This is a genomic window from Metapseudomonas otitidis, from assembly GCF_900111835.1.
Taxonomy (GTDB): domain Bacteria; phylum Pseudomonadota; class Gammaproteobacteria; order Pseudomonadales; family Pseudomonadaceae; genus Metapseudomonas; species Metapseudomonas otitidis.
Genome location: NZ_FOJP01000001.1, coordinates 378,714 through 395,079, shown reverse-complemented (window position 1 = coordinate 395,079; position 16,366 = coordinate 378,714). Strand labels below are relative to the sequence as shown.

Sequence of the window (16,366 nt, the reverse complement as noted above, 5' to 3'; positions counted from 1 at the left end):
TTCACCCCTCCACCTGCGCTGGCCTGCGGGTGGGCGGCAACGGCGCCGTCCACCCTCCATCTCACGCCTTGATCGCCAGCCCGTACTCGGCGCTGGCGTCCTGCAGCCAGAGCCAGAGGTAGTCGGAGAAGCTGCGGCGCACCACCAGTTCCCAGGTGTCCTCGCCGGTGTGGCGGATCACCGCCGTGGCCTTGGCGAAGTGGGTGCCCACCGCCTTGCCCACCGGGAAGTTGCTCGGGTGCACGTCGTAGGAGGTGGACTTCATCAGCAGCTCGCGCACCTTCGGCCCGCTCAATTCCAGCAGGGTCTGGCCGCCGCTGACGTTGACCACGGCGATGTGCTGGCCGTCCAGCGCCTCGCGCAGGCGTTGCTCGGTGGCGAACTCCTGGCCACCGGGGACGATCAGCAGCCACTCGTCCGGGCCCAGCCACTGCAGCGAGGTGTCGCCGTTGGCCACCAGGGTCAGCGCCACCGGCAGCTCCAGGCCCAGGGCCTTGTGCACGCCGCCGGCGAAGACCGGGTCGCTGGCTTCGCCACGGATCACCAGGTGACCCAGCAGCTTCTTCTCGCGCAGCACGACACCGGCGCTGGCCTTGCCCTTGCGCGCCAGCTCGTCGAGGCCGGCGTGGTGCAGGGGCGACTCGCCCTGGATGTTGCCCGGGCGTTGTTCGTAGACGTTGACGTTAGACATTCTGGCGATCCCCTTTCGGGTCATAGAACACGGAGCTGCAGATTTCGGCTTCGATCACGCTGCCATCGGCCAGAGGGGCGAAGACCCGCTCGCCCATGCGCTTGAGGCCGCCCTTGACCACGGCCAGGGCGAAGGAATGGCCCAGGCTGGCGCTCATGTAGCTGGAGGTGACGTGGCCGACCATCTTCATCGGGATGGACTGCTTGGGATCGAACACCAGCTGCGCGCCTTCCGGCAGGACCTTGTTCGGGTCCAGCGGCTTGAGGCCCACCAGTTGCTTGCGGTCCTCGCGCAGGCAGTCCTCGCGATTCATGCCGCGCCAGCCGATCCAGGAGAACGGCTTGTTGCGGCCGACGCACCAGCCCATGCCCAGGTCGTCCGGGGTGACCGAGCCGTCGGTGTCCTGGCCGACGATGATGAAACCCTTCTCGGCCCGCAGCACGTGCATGGTCTCGGTGCCGTAGGGGGTCAGGTTGTACTTCTTGCCGGCCTCGATCAGCTGCTTCCACACGCCCAGGGCGTAGTCGGCCTGCACGTTCACTTCATAGGACAGCTCGCCGGTGAAGGAGATGCGGAACACCCGCGCCGGTACGCCCCCCACCTTGCCTTCCTTCCAGCTCATGAAGGGGAAGGCGTCCTTGTCCAGGTCGATGTCGGTGACCTCGGCCAGCAGCTTGCGGCTGTTGGGGCCGGACAGGGTCATGGTGGCCCAGTGGTCGGTGACCGAGGTGAAGTACACCTTCATCTCCGGCCACTCGGTCTGGTGGTACAGCTCCAGCCACTCCATGACGCGGGCGGCGCCGCCGGTGGTGGTGGTCATGATGAAGTGGTTGTCGCCGACGCAGGCGGTGACGCCGTCGTCGAAGACCATGCCGTCTTCCTTGCACATCAGGCCGTAGCGGGCCTTGCCCACGTCCAGCTTGGTCCAGGCGTTGGTGTAGACGCGGTTGAGGAACTCACGGGCGTCCGGGCCCTGGATGTCGATCTTGCCGAGGGTGGAGGCATCGAGGATGCCCACGCTCTCGCGCACGGCCTTGCATTCGCGGGCCACGGCGGCGTGCAGGTCCTCGCCGTTCTTCGGGAAGTACCAGGGGCGCTTCCACTGGCCGACGTCCTCGAACTCGGCGCCCTGGGCCAGGTGCCAGCTGTGCATGGCGGTGTAGCGCTTGGGATCGAACAGGTGGCCGCAGTGACGCCCGGCCACGGCGCCGAAGGTCACCGGGGTGTAGTTCGGGCGGAACATGGTGGTGCCCATCTCGGCGACGCTGATGCCCATCGAACGGGCGGCGATGGCCAGGCCGTTGATGTTGCCCAGCTTGCCCTGGTCGGTGCCGAAGCCCAGCGCGGTGTAGCGCTTGACGTGCTCGACCGATTCGAAGCCCTCGCGGGTGGCCAGCTCGATGCCGGCGGCGGTGACGTCGTTCTGCAGGTCGACGAACTGCTTCGGCGCGCGGGCGGTGGACTTGTCGTGGGGCACCTGGAACAGCGCCAGGGTGGGCTCCTCGTGACGGATGGCGGCCTTGGGCACGACGCCTTCCACCGGCTTGAAGCCGGCTTCGGCAGCGGCCTTGGCACCGGCCTCGTAGCCGTCGGCGAGGACGTCGCCGAGGCCGAAGACGCCGTTCACGGCACCGGCGCACAGGCGCTTCTGGAAGCCGCCCTCGCTGGGCACGAAGGCCAGGATGTCTTCACGCCAGGTGGGCTTGCCGCCCAGGTGGGAGGCCAGGTGCACCACGGGGCTGTAGCCGCCGGAGCTGACGATCAGGTCGCAGTCCACCACTTCGCCGGGGCTGGTGACGCGGTGGCCCTTGACGTCGATGGCGCAGATGCGGGCACCGGTGACGCGCTTGCTGCCACGGCACTCGACCACGGCGCTGCCGGTGAGGATGCGCACGCCACGGGCGCGGGCTTCCTCGACCCAGGCGCCGCGCGGGTTGCTGCGGGCGTCGGCGACGGCGACCACTTTCTGCCCGGCGTCCAGCCAGTCCAGCACCACGCGGTAGGCGTAGTCGTTGTTGGTGGACAGCACCAGTTCGCGGCCGGGGGCCACGCCGTAGCGGTTGACGTAGGTGGAGACGGCTCCGGCCAGCATGTTGCCGGGGACGTCGTTGTTGGCATACACCAGCGGCCGCTCGTGGGCGCCGGCGGCCAGCACCACGCGCTTGGCGCGCACGCGGTGGACGCGGTGGCGCGCCTGGCCACGGGGGGCGACTTCACCCAGGTGGTCGGTGAGGCGCTGGTGGATGGTGAGGAAGTTGTGGTCGTGGTAGCCGTTCACCGTGGCGCGCGGCAGCAGGGTCACCTCCGGCAGGCTGGCCAGTTCGGCCAGGGCCTTGGCGACCCACTCGGCGGCGGGCTTGCCGTCCAGGGTTTCGCGGGTGTCCAGCAGGCTGCCGCCGAACTCTTCCTGCTCGTCGGCGAGGATCACGCGGGCGCCGCTACGACCGGCCGCCAGGGCGGCAGCCAGGCCGGCGGGGCCGGCACCGACCACCAGCACGTCGCAGTGCTGGTTGAGGTGGTCGTAGATGTCCGGGTCCACTTCGGTGGGCGAACGGCCCAGGCCGGCGGCCTTGCGGATGTACTTCTCGTAGGTCAGCCACAGGTTCTGCGGGTACATGAAGGTCTTGTAGTAGAACCCGGGCGGCATCATGCCGCCGCCGACCTTGCCGAGGATGCCCATCAGGTCGGTGTTGACGCTCGGCCAGCCGTTGGTGCTGCTGGCCACCAGGCCGCCGTACAGGGCCTGCTGGGTGGCGCGGATGTTCGGCACCTGGGCCTGTTCGGTGGAGCCCAGCTGGAGGATGGCATTGGGCTCTTCGGCACCGGCGGCGACGATGCCGCGCGGGCGGGAATACTTGAAGGAGCGACCGACGACGTCCACGCCGTTGGCCAGCAGGGCCGAGGCGAGGGTGTCGCCGGCGTAGCCCTGGTAGTTCTGGCCGTTGAAGGTGAAGGTCAGGGGCTGGCCACGCTCGACGCGGCCCCCCTTGGGAAGGCGGTTGACCTGGCTCATGCCGTTACTCCTGCAGGCGCTGCTTTCTTCTCGCCGGTGGTGGCTTCGGTGATGCTGGGCTTCTCACCGATCTTGTAGGTTTCGAGGATTTCGTAGGTCACGGTGTGGCGGGTGACGTTGAAGTAGCGACGGCATCCGGCCGCGTGCACCCACAGCTCGTGGTGCAGGCCACGGGGGTTGTCGCGGAAGAACATGTAGTCGCCCCACTCCTCGTCGGTGCAGGCGCCCGGGTCCAGCGGGCGCGGGATGTGCGCCTGGCCCTTGGCGTGGAATTCCTCTTCGGAGCGCAGCTCGCCGCAGTGGGGACAGAAGATGTGCAGCATGGCGGGTCTCCTTAGTGAGCCACGGCAGCGGCGCCGTGCTCGTCGATCAGTGCGCCGTTGTGGAAACGTTCGATGGAGAAGGGCTTGGCCAGCGGGTGCATCTCGCCGGTGGCCAGGCTGGCGGCGAAGACGTTGCCCGAGCCGGGGGTGGCCTTGAAGCCGCCGGTGCCCCAGCCGCAGTTGAAGAACAGGTTCTTCACCGGCGTCTTGGCGATGATCGGGCAGGCGTCGGGGGTGGTGTCGACGATGCCGCCCCACTGGCGGTTCATGCGTACGCGCGACAGCACCGGGAACATCTCGACGATGGCCTGCAGGGTGTGCTCGATGGTCGGGTAGGAGCCGCGCTGGCCGTAGCCGTTGTAGCCGTCGATGCCGGCGCCGATGACCAGGTCGCCCTTGTCGGACTGGCTGATGTAGCCGTGCACGGCGTTGGACATGATCACGCTGTGGATGATCGGCTTGATCGGCTCGGACACCAGGGCCTGCAGCGGGTGGGATTCCAGCGGCAGGCGAAAGCCGGCGAGCTTGGCCATGTGCCCGGAGTTGCCGGCGGTGACCACGCCGACGCGCTTGGCACCGATGAAGCCGCGGTTGGTCTCGACCCCGATGACCGCGCCGTCCTGCTTGCGGAAGCCGATCACCTCGGTGTTCTGCAGCAGGTCGACGCCCAGGGCGTCGGCGGCGCGGGCGAAGCCCCAGGCCACGGCGTCGTGGCGGGCCACGCCGCCCCGGCGCTGCACGGTGGAGCCGAGGATCGGGTAGCGGGTGTTCTTGCTGCAGTCCAGGTAGGGGATCTCCTCGGCCACCTGGCGGGCGTTGAGCAGTTCGCCGTCCACGCCGTTGAGGCGGTTGGCACTGACGCGGCGCTCGGCGTCACGCATGTCCTGCAGGGTGTGGCAGAGGTTGTAGACGCCACGCTGGGAGAACATCACGTTGTAGTTCAGGTCCTGGGACAGGCCTTCCCACAGCTTCATGGCGTGTTCGTAGAGGTGCGCCGCCTCGTCCCACAGGTAGTTGGAGCGGACGATGGTGGTGTTGCGCGCGGTGTTGCCGCCGCCCAGCCAGCCCTTCTCCACCACCGCGACGTTCTTCACGCCGAATTCCTTGGCCAGGTAGTAGGCCGTGGCCAGGCCATGGCCACCGCCGCCCACCACGATCACGTCATAGACCGGCTTGGGCGTGGGGTTGCGCCACATGCGCTGCCAGTTCTCGTGGTGGCTCAGGGAGTGCTTGAACAGGCCGAAGCCGGAATAACGTTGCATGCTCGGACTCCTGGATCAGCGGTAGACGGGGAAGTCGGCGCAGAGCGCCGCCACCTGCCGGGCCACCTGGGCTTCCACGTCGGCGTCGCCGAGGTGGTCGAGGATGTCGCAGATCCAGCCGGCGAGTTCGGTGGACTGGGCTTCCTTGAAGCCGCGGGTGGTGATGGCCGGGGTGCCGATGCGCACGCCGGAGGTGACGAAGGGCGACTGCGGGTCGTTGGGCACGGCGTTCTTGTTCACGGTGATGCCGGCGCGGCCAAGGGCGGCGTCGGCGTCCTTGCCGGTCAGGCCCTGCTTGATCAGGCTGACCAGGAACAGGTGGTTGTCGGTGCCGCCGGAGACCACGTCGTAGCCACGCTCGATGAACACCTTGGCCATGGCCTGGGCGTTCTTGATGACCTGGGCCTGGTAGGTCTTGAAGCCGGGCTCCAGCGCTTCCTTGAAGCACACGGCCTTGGCGGCGATGACGTGCATCAGCGGGCCGCCCTGGGCGCCGGGGAACACAGCGGAGTTGAGCTTCTTCTCGATCTCTTCGTTCTTGCGCGCGAGGATCAGGCCACCGCGCGGGCCGCGCAGGGTCTTGTGGGTGGTGGTGGTGACCACGTCGGCGTAGGGCAGCGGGTTCGGGTACAGGCCGGCGGCCACCAGGCCGGCGACGTGGGCCATGTCGACGAACAGCAACGCCCCGACCTTGTCGGCGATGGCGCGGAAGCGCGGGAAGTCGAGGGTCTTGGAGTAGGCGGAGAAGCCGGCGACGATCATCTTCGGCTTGTGCTCCACGGCCAGGCGCTCGACTTCGTCGTAGTCGATCAGGCCGGTGGCCGGGTCCAGGCCGTACTGCACGGCGTTGTACAGCTTGCCGGAGGAGGACACCTTGGCGCCGTGGGTGAGGTGGCCGCCGTGGGCCAGGCTCATGCCCAGCAGGGTGTCGCCAGCATTGAGCAGGGCCAGGTAGACGGCGCTGTTGGCGGAGGAGCCGGAGTGCGGCTGGACGTTGGCGTAGTCGGCGCCGAACAGCTCCTTGGCGCGGTCGATGGCCAGCTGCTCCACCTTGTCGACGAATTCGCAACCGCCGTAGTAGCGCTTGCCCGGGTAGCCTTCGGCGTACTTGTTGGTCAGGCCGCTGCCCTGGGCTTCCATCACCCGCTGGCTGGTGTAGTTCTCGGAGGCGATCAGCTCGATGTGGTCTTCCTGTCGGTGCGCTTCTTCCTGCATCGCGCTGAACAGTTCGTCGTCGTAGCCCTGGATTCGGTCTTGCTTGCTGAACATCGCTGATCTCCTGCGGTGCGGCTGTCGCACGGGGTTTGGGGGGCTGGTCGGAAGCCATCGCGGCAAGCGCCCACCGGTGTTTCCACCGGGGGCGCCAGCGCCGGAATCTCCGGCCTGACCGGGCCTGTTGCGACCGATTGTGCGAAAACGCCTGGGGGGTGACTTGCCTGTTTACGACGTCCAAATGCTCAAACGACCCGACCCGCGACACGGCGCTTTCAGCGGCCACCCTGCCTCCGGGGCGACAGGGAGCGGCGCCGCCAGGCAGCGCCGTCTTTGCCAAAAGCGACGACGCGATGGGAACAGTAGATGACGCCACGGGACATGGCCGCCGGCGCGACGGAGAGGCGATGGATGAACACGCGTGGGTGGGTGATCCCCATAAAGCGTGGAGCACCCTGTGGATAACCTGTAGAGCGCTGGCGCCGCACCAGACATGGCAAGGCTTCCCGGGCTGCGTACATTTCTTGAGCAGCATCAGCGGGTTGCAGCCGGCGCTTGCCCACAGAAACTGTGCACGGCCCTGTTCGCAGCCTGTGGATAGATCGTCATGACCCACGCCTGGCGAGGCCTTTGAGGGTTTGCGGAAAGGTTGTCCAATCCCCCACTTGCCCACAGCGCAGCACAGTGGTCCGGACAGGCTGTGGATGCCGGCGTGCTGGACAAGCCGCCCGGGCACTGGCTAGCGTGCCGGCTCCCAGGCAATCGCCCAATGAAAAGGACGCCCCATGGTCACCTGCTACCTGCGCTACATCATCGATCCCTACAAGCTCGCCGAGTTCGAGCACTACGGGCGCCTGTGGATTCCGCTGGTGGAGAAGTTCGGCGGCCAGCACCATGGCTACTTCCTGCCGTCCGAGGGCGCCAACAACGTCGCCATGGCGATGTTCACCTTCCCCAGCCTGGCCGCCTACGAGACCTACCGCGCCCAGTCGATGCAGGACGCCGACTGCCAGGCGGCCTTCGCCTACGCGGAGCAGACCCGCTGCATCCTCAGCTACGAGCGCAGCTTCTTCCGCCCCGTCTTCGAATGACCCCTCCCCCTGCGGCCTGGCGCCACCTCCGGTTCGCCAGCGCCGCCCGCCCCTGATACCCACAGGCACAGCGGACGCGTGCAGACACAGCGCCCGAGGGGCGACGTGTCGGTTTTCTACGCGGGAATGCGGATACGGAACACGGGGAGAGGGCCCGGCCAGCGGCCAGGCCCGGAGGATGGGGTCAGTTGAGGTGCGCCAGGCACTGGTTGGTGACCTTGATCAGGCGCTCGTGGGTGGGCTTGGGCAGCGGGGTGGTCTGGTTCTTCAGCTCGTCCAGCTCGGCCTGGCTGAACTCGGCACCGACCTTGTCGGCAGCACAGCCGCAGTATTTCTGCAGCTTGTCCCCGGCCACCTGGGCCTGGGCGCCGGCGGCGCAGTCCTGGACGAAACGCTCGCGCTCGCCCGGCCCCCATTGGGCGGCGGCGGCCGACAGACTGACGGAAAGGGTGGCGGCAACGGCAAGCAGGTGGGTGTAGCGCATCGGTGACACTCCTCAGGTGATGGCAGGGTCCGGCCCCGTGGCAGGTGCGGTTCTGTTGTGAGCCGCAAAGCCCGCTCGGAGTTCCTGAAGGCGCCCGGACAGCGCCTGGGTGGAAACAGATGTCGCCTGAGCACGTTTCCGTGCATCCAAGCTGGCGTTAACTTACATCCCATCGGCCGCCTACGCACGGGGCGGCACACCGAAAGGACCCTTCGATGACCGACAAGACCCAGCAATTCGCCAGCGACAACTACTCCGGCATCTGCCCGGAAGTGTGGGCCGCCATGGCCCAGGCCAACCAGGGCCATGAGCGCGCCTACGGCGAGGACAGCTGGACGGCGCGCGCCGCCGATCACTTCCGCCGCCTGTTCGAGACCGACTGCGAGGTGTTCTTCGCCTTCAACGGCACGGCGGCCAACTCCCTGGCTCTGGCCTCGATGTGCCAGAGCTACCACAGCGTGATCTGCTCGGAGACGGCCCACGTCGAGACCGACGAATGCGGCGCGCCGGAGTTCTTCTCCAACGGTTCCAAGCTGCTGCTGGCCCGCACCGAGCAAGGCAAGTTGACGCCCGATGCGGTGCGCGAGATCGCCCTCAAGCGCCAGGACATCCACTACCCGAAACCCCGCGTGGTGACGCTGACCCAGTCCACCGAAGTGGGCACCGTCTATCGCCCGGAGGAAGTCCGCGCCATCAGCGCGGTGTGCAAGGAGCTGGGCCTGCGCCTGCACATGGACGGCGCGCGCTTCTCCAACGCCTGTGCCTTCCTCGGCTGCACCCCGGCGGAGCTGACCTGGAAGGCCGGCGTCGACGTGCTGTGCTTCGGCGGTACCAAGAACGGCATGGCAGTGGGCGAGGCGATCCTGTTCTTCAACCATGACCTGGCCGAGGACTTCGACTACCGCTGCAAGCAGGCCGGGCAACTGGCCTCGAAGATGCGCTTCCTCTCGGCGCCCTGGGTGGGCCTGCTGCAGGACGACGCCTGGATGCGCTACGCACAGCACGCCAACGGCTGCGCGCAGCTGCTGGCAGAGCTGGTGGCGGACGTGCCGGGGGTGAGCCTGATGTTCCCGGTGGAAGCCAACGGGGTGTTCCTGCAGATGTCCGAGGCGGCGCTGGAGTACCTGCGGGCGCGCAACTGGCGTTTCTACACCTTCATCGGTGCCGGTGGCGCTCGCTTCATGTGCTCCTGGGACACCGAGGAAGCCCGGGTACGCGAACTGGCCGCCGACATCCGCGCTGCCATGGCCCAGGGCTGAAGCCCCGCTCCGCGACTTGTCCCCGATTACGGTGCATCAACCTGTGGACAAGCCGTGGAGCTCTCCCGCCAGGCCAGGCGCCGCAACGGCCCTGGCCTCCCGCCTGTTTTTCGTTCTATTTCAGCCACTTGCCGTACATTCATGCACAGCTGCTGTGCACCGGCCTGTCGACTGCCTGTGGATAGATCGCCACACCCTTTGCCAGACGTGGCGCACAGCCGATCGCTCATTTTTCATCCAGGCCTGAAGGCCGCGAAATGACTGGATGCTCCAGCCGGGTTCTGGATGTTCCACGGGGCGTCGGCCCCAGGTTTTCCCCGGTAACGGTGGGCAAGCCTGTGGACAACCTTTTCATCCCTGCTCGAACGCCACGGCGCCCGCGCTGCCTGGGCTGGAGGTCAGCCGGCGAGCGGGAAGGTGGTGCCGATGGGGTGACTATGCACATCCACTGTGCAGGAGGCTGTGGCCGACCTGTGGATAGATGGCTGCAGCCCATGGCTGGCAAGGCCTTCAGCGCGCTGATCAAATCCTGAACAGCCCGCTCCCGTGGAACTTCAAGCGGCTGGAAGCCTTGCCGTGCGAGGCCCGAGGGTACGAGGCCGATCCACAGATACCGTGGACCAGCCTGTGGACAAGCTGTTCGCGAAACCCGCTGTGCCGCGCCCGGCGTGGCTTTGCAGGCCCTGGTCGTTTTCCGTACAGGCCGATGCCTGGGGACTCAGTAGTCGATGCAGACGTCGCCCTTGGGCACGCTGCAGCAGGAGAGGATGTAGCCCTCAGCGACGTCTTCGTCCGTGATGCCGCCGTTGTGCTCCATCTCCACCTCACCGGCGGTCTTCATCACCTTGCAGGTGCCACAGATGCCCATGCCGCAGGCCTTGGGGATATGCAGGCCGAGCTTGGCGGCGGCGGAATGCACGGTCTCGCCCGGAGCGACGCGGATGCTCTTGCCGGTGCTGCTGAATTCCACCAGGTGCTGGTCGGCGGCCGGCACGGGCGCGGCCTCGGCAGCCTCGGCGGCCAGTTCCTTGACCTCTTCGCGCACCTCGGGGGGCGTCGGGCCGAAGGCCTCTTCGTGGTAGCGCGCCATGTCGAAGCCCTTGGCCTGCAGCAGGCGCTTCACCGCGCTCATGTAGGGGGTGGGGCCGCAGCAGAAGATCTCCCGTTCCATGAAGTCGGGGGCGATCAGGTGCAGCATCGCTTCGTTGAGGTAGCCCCGGTAGCCGGACCAGGTCTCTCCGGCGTCGTAGCGCTCGACCACCAGGTGCAGCTTGAAGTTGGCGATCCGCGAGGCCATGTGGCGCAGTTCGCGGTGGTAGATGATGTCCTTCGGCGTGCGGGCGCTGTGGACGAAGACCATGTCGACGTTGGCATTGGTGTCGAAGAACCAGCGGGCCATGGACATCACCGGGGTGATGCCGACGCCGCCGGAGAGGTAGAGCACCTTGTCGGCGGGGTGGTCGATGGCGTTGAACAGCCCCACCGGGCCGTGCACGGGGAGGACATCGCCTTCCTTGAGGTTGTCGTGCAGCCAGTTGGAGACCTTGCCGCCCGGCACGCGCTTGATGGTGATGGAGAAGCTGTAGGGCACCGAGGGCGTGCTGGAGATGGTGTACGAACGCATGATCGGCTGCCCGTCGATCTCCAGCTCCAGGGTGACGAACTGGCCGGGCTTGAAGAAGAACAGGATCGGCTGGTCGGCCATGAAGCAGAAGGTGCGGACGTCCCAGGTTTCCTGGACGGTCTTCACGCAGCGCACCAGGTGGCGGCCGTTGGTCCAGGTCTGGGTGTTCACCGGGTTCAGGAAGCTGTTGCTCATACGCATCTCCGCGCGCCGTGGATCGGCGCCTTTGATCGGATTCTGCTGAACGCAAATCCCCACCACTTACCTGCCAGCGACATTCGCATGCTCATCGCGACCTGCCAGCAACCACAAGGGCTCGAGCGTCGGAAACGGATGCGGCCGTGTCGCCCGTGGATAAGGTCGTACCCCATGGCGACAGCACACTCGGCCCCAGCCAGAACACGAGGCTTTTCGAAAAACCACCCTCGTATCCGCAGCAGGGCCTGCAGTCGGCCAGGGAGAACAGAGGGGCACGTCACGCCGCCTTGCGTGACAACCGAATCAGCCACCCATTGCGGCGGTCGCCGGTGCGACCAGCCTTTTGAGGAGTTACCGATGGACGTCACTTCCCCCCTGAGCCTGGTCGACCCGCTCGAACCCGCACGCAAGGCCACGGCCGCCATGCTCAAGGAGCGCGACCACACCTTCTCGCTGCCCCAGCCGTTCTACAACGACGAGCGCCTGTTCCAGCTCGACATGCAGGAGATCTTCCACAAGGAGTGGTTGATCGCCGGCATGACCTGCGAGATCCCGGCCAAGGGCAACTACCTGACCCTGCAGGTGGGCGACAACCCGGTGATCGTCCTGCGCGGCGCCGAAGGCCAGGTCCATGCCTTCCACAACGTCTGCCGCCATCGCGGCTCGCGCCTGTGCGTCAGCGACAAGGGCAAGGTGGCCAAGCTGGTCTGCCCCTACCACCAGTGGACCTACGAACTGGACGGCCGCCTGCTGTTCGCCGGCACCGAGATGGGTGCCGACTTCGACATGAAGCAGTACGGCCTGAAGCCGGTGCACGTGAAGACCGCCGGTGGCTACATCTTCATCAGCCTGGCGGAGAACCCGCCGGCCATCGACGACTTCCTCTCCACGCTGGCCCATTACATGGAGCCCTATGACATGGAGAACACCAAGGTGGCCGTGCAGACCACCCTGCGTGAGGCCGCCAACTGGAAGCTGGTGATGGAGAACAACCGCGAGTGCTACCACTGCAGCGGTTCGCACCCGGAATTGCTCAACACCCTGCTGGAGTGGGACGACGTGACCGACCCGCGCGCCAGCCAGGCCTTCAAGGACCAGGTGGCCGCCTGCACCCGGGCCTGGGACGCGGAGAAGATCCCCTATGCCCACGCCAGCTTCGGCCTGCGCAACCGCATCGTGCGCATGCCGCTGCTCGAAGGCACCGTGTCCATGACCATGGACGGCAAGCAGGGCAGCAAGAAGCTGATGGGCCGCATCCAGAACCCGGACCTGGGCTCCATGCGCATCCTCCACCTGCCGCACTCCTGGAACCACTGCATGGGCGACCACATGATCGTCTTCACCGTGTGGCCCATCGGCCCGCAGGAGACCGTGGTCACCACCAAGTGGCTGGTGCACAAGGACGCGGTAGAAGGCGTGGACTACGACGTGGCGCGCCTGCGCGAGGTGTGGGACGCCACCAACGACCAGGACCGTCGCCTGGCCGAGGAGAACCAGCGCGGCATCAACTCCTCCGCCTACCAGCCCGGCCCCTACTCGAAGACCTACGAGTTCGGCGTGATCAACTTCCTCGACTGGTACAGCGAGCGGATGCTCAACAACCTGGGCGACACCCCGGCGACCAAGCTGCGCCAGGTCGGCGCCGAGTAAGCGACATGTCCCTGAGCCTGGGATTCCTCATCCTGCTCGTGCTCTACGCGGCGCTGGCCTGCAAACGCTCCCGGCGCTGACAGCAACACACTGAGGTCCCGTCAGGGACACCCCTCGCCCCCGTCAGGTCGTCGGCCCTGACGGGGGCTTTTTTATATGGCCCATCGCGCCAGCGCGATGGGCCTTTTTCATGCCCGCAGAAAACCACTCCACCACCTGCGCAGGGGCGGAAAAGGCAAATGAAGGCAGTCGGTGCTGAACGAGGGGGCTTGGCCGTGTGTGCGAGGCGGGTGGAGCAGAGGTGCTTTTGGAGTGTGCCTGCGGCGGGATGACTGCCCGATTGTGGCCTTTAAGGGACGAAAGATCCATATAGGAAATTTCTGACGAGGACCACGAAATGAACGTGGTCACAAAATATCGGCAGTCGCAAATGGAACTGTGACGCAAGGGCGTCCCACCCGAGGTCGCCTACAGAAAAAGAGGACAGCAAAAAACTGGATTGTAGGAGCGCGCTGATTTTTACTCAGGGCATGTCTGTGAGGAGTCCTAAACATGAAAAAAATACTGAGTCTCTCCGCCGTCGCCCTTTTCCTGGCCCTGGGCGCTGCCCAAGCCAATGCCAACGAACCTGCTCATGGTCAGATCACCTTTCAGGGCCGAATCGTAAAGGATATGTGCAGCGTTCCTACAAGTGTCTGGCAGAACAATGTGGGACGCGCCAATGGCATCAGCCCGCGCACCCCGACCGATCCCTTCCATGACTCGACCTGTGCAGGCGTTGCCCAGACCCAGAGCGTGGCAATGAAGCCCATCACGACCCGCTCGGGCCGCAAGGGCGGGATCATCACCGTCACCTTCAACTGAGTCAGTTCGGACGTGCAGAAAAAGACAGGGCTGGTAAAGACCGGCCCTGATGAGGAAAAGCGTTCAGATAGCCCAGGCGTCAGTCGGCGAACGCGACCTCGGAACGCCCGGTACGGGTGATACAGCGAACTTCCAACTGCTGGTAATTGAGATCATCCGGGTCTGCTTCCGGCAGCCGGTACTCGAAGGTGCAACGCTTGTCGGGGTCGCTGCCCCAACGCACCACCAGCGATCCGGTCGGATCCAGCCCCCTCAGGAACGCACGGCCCGCCTGCCCCACCATTGCCAGGCTCTTGCCATCGGCATCGAGCACTTCGGAGCCCAGCGGCGGGTTCTCGCCGTTGTCCCGCACGATCTTCAACAGCACCGGGATGCCGCTGATGGTCGGGTAGTTGAGCATGACCACCGCGCCATGGCGGGGCGCCACCGATTGCTCGGTGACCTGCAGCTCCACGTTGCGGAACAGCCCGGCCGGGTCGATCACCACCTGGTTCTGCCGATACGGGGACAGCCCACCGACCACGGCGTAGCCATTGCCGGCAATCCGCGTCCCGGCATCGTTCGACACATAGGCACCCTGGGCGCCTTTGGCCTCGATGATGGCGAGGGTTTCGCCCTGGGTCTGGGTGAAGTTGACGCCCCCCGGGTGGAGCACGATGGTGCCCATCGCGCCGAGGTTCTCCTGGCGGTAGCCGGTGCCTTTGCTCAATCCGGCGTTGAGGGACACAGCGGAGGCACGGTAGTTGAAGCTGCCACCGGTGTTGTTGGAACGCTCGCCCTGGTCGCGACTGGTGGAGCCATAGAGGCTGTAGCTGGCCTGGGACTGTTCCCCGAGGGAGCCGCTCAGGCTGGCCTGGGTGCTGCTGCGGCCCTTGGCGTAGTTGACCGACGTGCTGAGGCTGGCGGAACGACCTACATCGCCGATGGGAATGTTGAAACTCATCATGTACTGGTTCTCGTACCCCTCGCCCATGCGGGTACGCCCCACCGACAGGCTCATGGAGCCCCAGCGGTAGCTGTTGGAGTAGCCGCCCTGGAAGGTCATGTCGCCCTTGCGCGAGGCGTCCCAGTACTTCTGCGACGAGCCGCTCAGGTAGAGGCTGCCCATTTCCCCCGGCAGGGGTTGCGTGGCACTCACCTGGAAGCGGCTGCGCTGGCGATAGAGTCCGCCCTGGGGATTACCGTAAGCCTGGGCGTAGTCGCTGAAGCTCAGGTAGCCGCGACTGGAGAAGCGATAGGCCGCCATGGTGAAGTTGGTCTGGGTCGCGTCCACCAGCTTCGAGTAGGTCATCCGGTAGCTGCGGCCGCCCTTGGGCGTCGAGTCCTCGGTGCGCAGGGGGGACTCCTTGACCTGCGACTGGGTCACGTCCAGTGCCAAGGCACCCAGCCCGGTACTCAGGGCCACACCGCCCTGAACCGCCATGTACTTCTCGGCGATGATGCTGCCGGTGTAGGCACTCCAGTCGTTGGAGATACCACGCTGGTAGGTGCCCTGGACGAAGCGAGGGACGCGCTCGGCCGAGTCGTTGCGGTACTCGCCGGCGGTGACGCTGAAGCGCGACATGCCCGGGCGCAGCAACTGGGCCACGGAGGCGTAAGGTACGAGGAAGGTGCGCTGGCGGCCATCCGCCTCGGTCACGGTGACCTCCAGGTCGCCGGAGTAGCCCGAGTCGTAGAGGTCCTCGATGCTGAACGGCCCGGGGGAGACCGTGACCTCGTGGAGGATCGACGCACCCTGGCGGATGGTGACCTTGGCGTTGGTCTCCGCCACGCCGCGGATGACCGGTGCATAACCGCGCAGGGCGTCGGGCAGCATGCGGTCGTCCGAACTCACCTGCACGCCCCGGAAGGGCACGCTGTCGAACAGCTCGCCCGGCGTGTAGTAGTCGCCCACGGTCAGTTGCGAACGGATGCCGGTCAGGTCCCGCTGCACGTAGGTGCTGCTGTTGCTGTAGTGGCTGCGCGACGGGGCGCCCGACGAGCTGGAGCGGTTGTAGTTGCCATTGGTACGCAGCCGCCAGTCGCCCAGATTGATGCCGTTGTTGAGCCCGATGCTGAGCTGTTGGGTATCGCCACTGTCGGTGTGGTTCCGGTAGAGGTTGGCGCTGTAGCCGATGAAACCGGCAGTGACGCCACGATCCCAGTCCCGGGGGTCCACTTCACCGCGCACCTGTCGGCCGAGATAGGCCTGGGGGACGCTTAGGTAGGCGCTGAGTTCGGACAGATCGACGTTGACGCTGGAGGACGGCACCAGTTGCGTCAGGTCCAGGCACTCCTCGCTTTCCAGCTTCGCTCGGGCGGCCGCCGGGTCCGGCAGCTTGTCCAGGTCGAGGCCGATGGTGCCCAGCTGGGTCGGGGTGAAGCAGACCCGGGCGCCGTTGGGCGCGTCCTTGTCGTCCTGCAGGCGGACTTCCTGGCGGCCTATCCAGCGCTCGTTGAGGAGGATGTCCAGCCGATAGGTGCCCGCCGGCAGCACGGTGCCGCGGCTGAAGCGGGACAGGTCCACCGCTTCACCCTGCCCCGAGCCATTGAACAGGAAGTCGGGGTTGAAGGCCGCAAAGCGAGGGCTATTGGGCAATTCGTCCGCATCGACGAGGCCCATCGCCCCCCCGAGCGAGGCCATGGCCACGGCAAAAGCCAACAGGTGTGGGCGTACGACAGGGCACCGCCGCTGACCGCCCGGGAGTAAGGCCCT

At 66.3% G+C, this 16,366-nt stretch carries 12 protein-coding genes; 4 read left to right on the top strand and 8 right to left on the bottom strand.

From position 1 onward, the window contains the following. Nucleotides 1-61: 61 nt before the first annotated feature. The 5 genes from BM198_RS01845 to glyA are packed head-to-tail and all read right to left on the bottom strand — an operon-like array spanning nt 62 to nt 6,558. On the bottom strand, nt 62-691 hold the full coding sequence (locus BM198_RS01845) for a sarcosine oxidase subunit gamma (protein WP_074967327.1): 630 nt from the start codon (nt 689-691) through the stop codon (nt 62-64). Next, nucleotides 684-3,704 (bottom strand): sarcosine oxidase subunit alpha, encoded by a 3,021-nt coding sequence (locus tag BM198_RS01840; protein WP_074967325.1) that lies wholly within the window; start codon nt 3,702-3,704, stop codon nt 684-686. Before BM198_RS01840 ends, BM198_RS01845 begins: the two co-directional genes overlap by 8 nt. After that, entirely contained in the window at nt 3,701-4,027 is a 327-nt protein-coding gene (locus BM198_RS01835) for a sarcosine oxidase subunit delta (RefSeq protein WP_044409140.1), read from the bottom strand. Before BM198_RS01835 ends, BM198_RS01840 begins: the two co-directional genes overlap by 4 nt. 11 nt (nt 4,028-4,038) lie before the next feature. Beyond that, entirely contained in the window at nt 4,039-5,289 is a 1,251-nt protein-coding gene (locus BM198_RS01830; protein ID WP_074967323.1) for a sarcosine oxidase subunit beta family protein, read from the bottom strand. Nucleotides 5,290-5,304: 15 nt separating this feature from the next. After that, nucleotides 5,305-6,558: a serine hydroxymethyltransferase gene (glyA, locus tag BM198_RS01825; protein WP_069559108.1), complete on the bottom strand. Its 1,254-nt coding sequence runs from the start codon at nt 6,556-6,558 to the stop codon at nt 5,305-5,307. 728 nt (nt 6,559-7,286) lie between these two features. Here glyA and BM198_RS01820 point away from each other — a divergent pair. Next, entirely contained in the window at nt 7,287-7,592 is a 306-nt protein-coding gene (locus BM198_RS01820) for an NIPSNAP family protein (protein WP_074967321.1), read from the top strand. A 184-nt stretch (nt 7,593-7,776) separates the two neighbouring features. On the opposite strand, the gene BM198_RS01815 is transcribed toward BM198_RS01820, so the two are convergent. After that, on the bottom strand, nt 7,777-8,076 hold the full coding sequence (locus tag BM198_RS01815; RefSeq protein WP_044409151.1) for a hypothetical protein: 300 nt from the start codon (nt 8,074-8,076) through the stop codon (nt 7,777-7,779). A gap of 215 nt (nt 8,077-8,291) precedes the next feature. On the opposite strand from BM198_RS01815, the gene BM198_RS01810 reads away from it, so the two are divergent. Next, nucleotides 8,292-9,335, top strand: coding sequence for a threonine aldolase family protein (locus BM198_RS01810; RefSeq protein ID WP_044409155.1), 1,044 nt, complete (start codon nt 8,292-8,294; stop codon nt 9,333-9,335). A 718-nt stretch (nt 9,336-10,053) separates the two neighbouring features. On the opposite strand, the gene gbcB is transcribed toward BM198_RS01810, so the two are convergent. Then, on the bottom strand, nt 10,054-11,154 hold the full coding sequence (gbcB, locus tag BM198_RS01805; protein WP_044409158.1) for a glycine-betaine demethylase subunit GbcB: 1,101 nt from the start codon (nt 11,152-11,154) through the stop codon (nt 10,054-10,056). A gap of 360 nt (nt 11,155-11,514) precedes the next feature. On the opposite strand from gbcB, the gene gbcA reads away from it, so the two are divergent. Further along, the gene (gbcA, locus tag BM198_RS01800) at nt 11,515-12,807 is read left to right on the top strand and encodes a glycine-betaine demethylase subunit GbcA (RefSeq protein WP_044409161.1); all 1,293 of its coding nucleotides are present in this window, start codon (nt 11,515-11,517) and stop codon (nt 12,805-12,807) included. Between the two features lie 552 nt (nt 12,808-13,359). Beyond that, nucleotides 13,360-13,671, top strand: coding sequence for a hypothetical protein (locus tag BM198_RS01795; protein ID WP_074967319.1), 312 nt, complete (start codon nt 13,360-13,362; stop codon nt 13,669-13,671). A 79-nt stretch (nt 13,672-13,750) separates the two neighbouring features. Here BM198_RS01795 and BM198_RS01790 read toward each other — a convergent pair whose 3' ends face one another. Beyond that, a complete protein-coding gene (locus BM198_RS01790) occupies nt 13,751-16,273 on the bottom strand; it encodes a fimbria/pilus outer membrane usher protein (protein WP_244165658.1) in 2,523 nt (840 codons plus the stop codon). Nucleotides 16,274-16,366 lie beyond the last annotated feature (93 nt).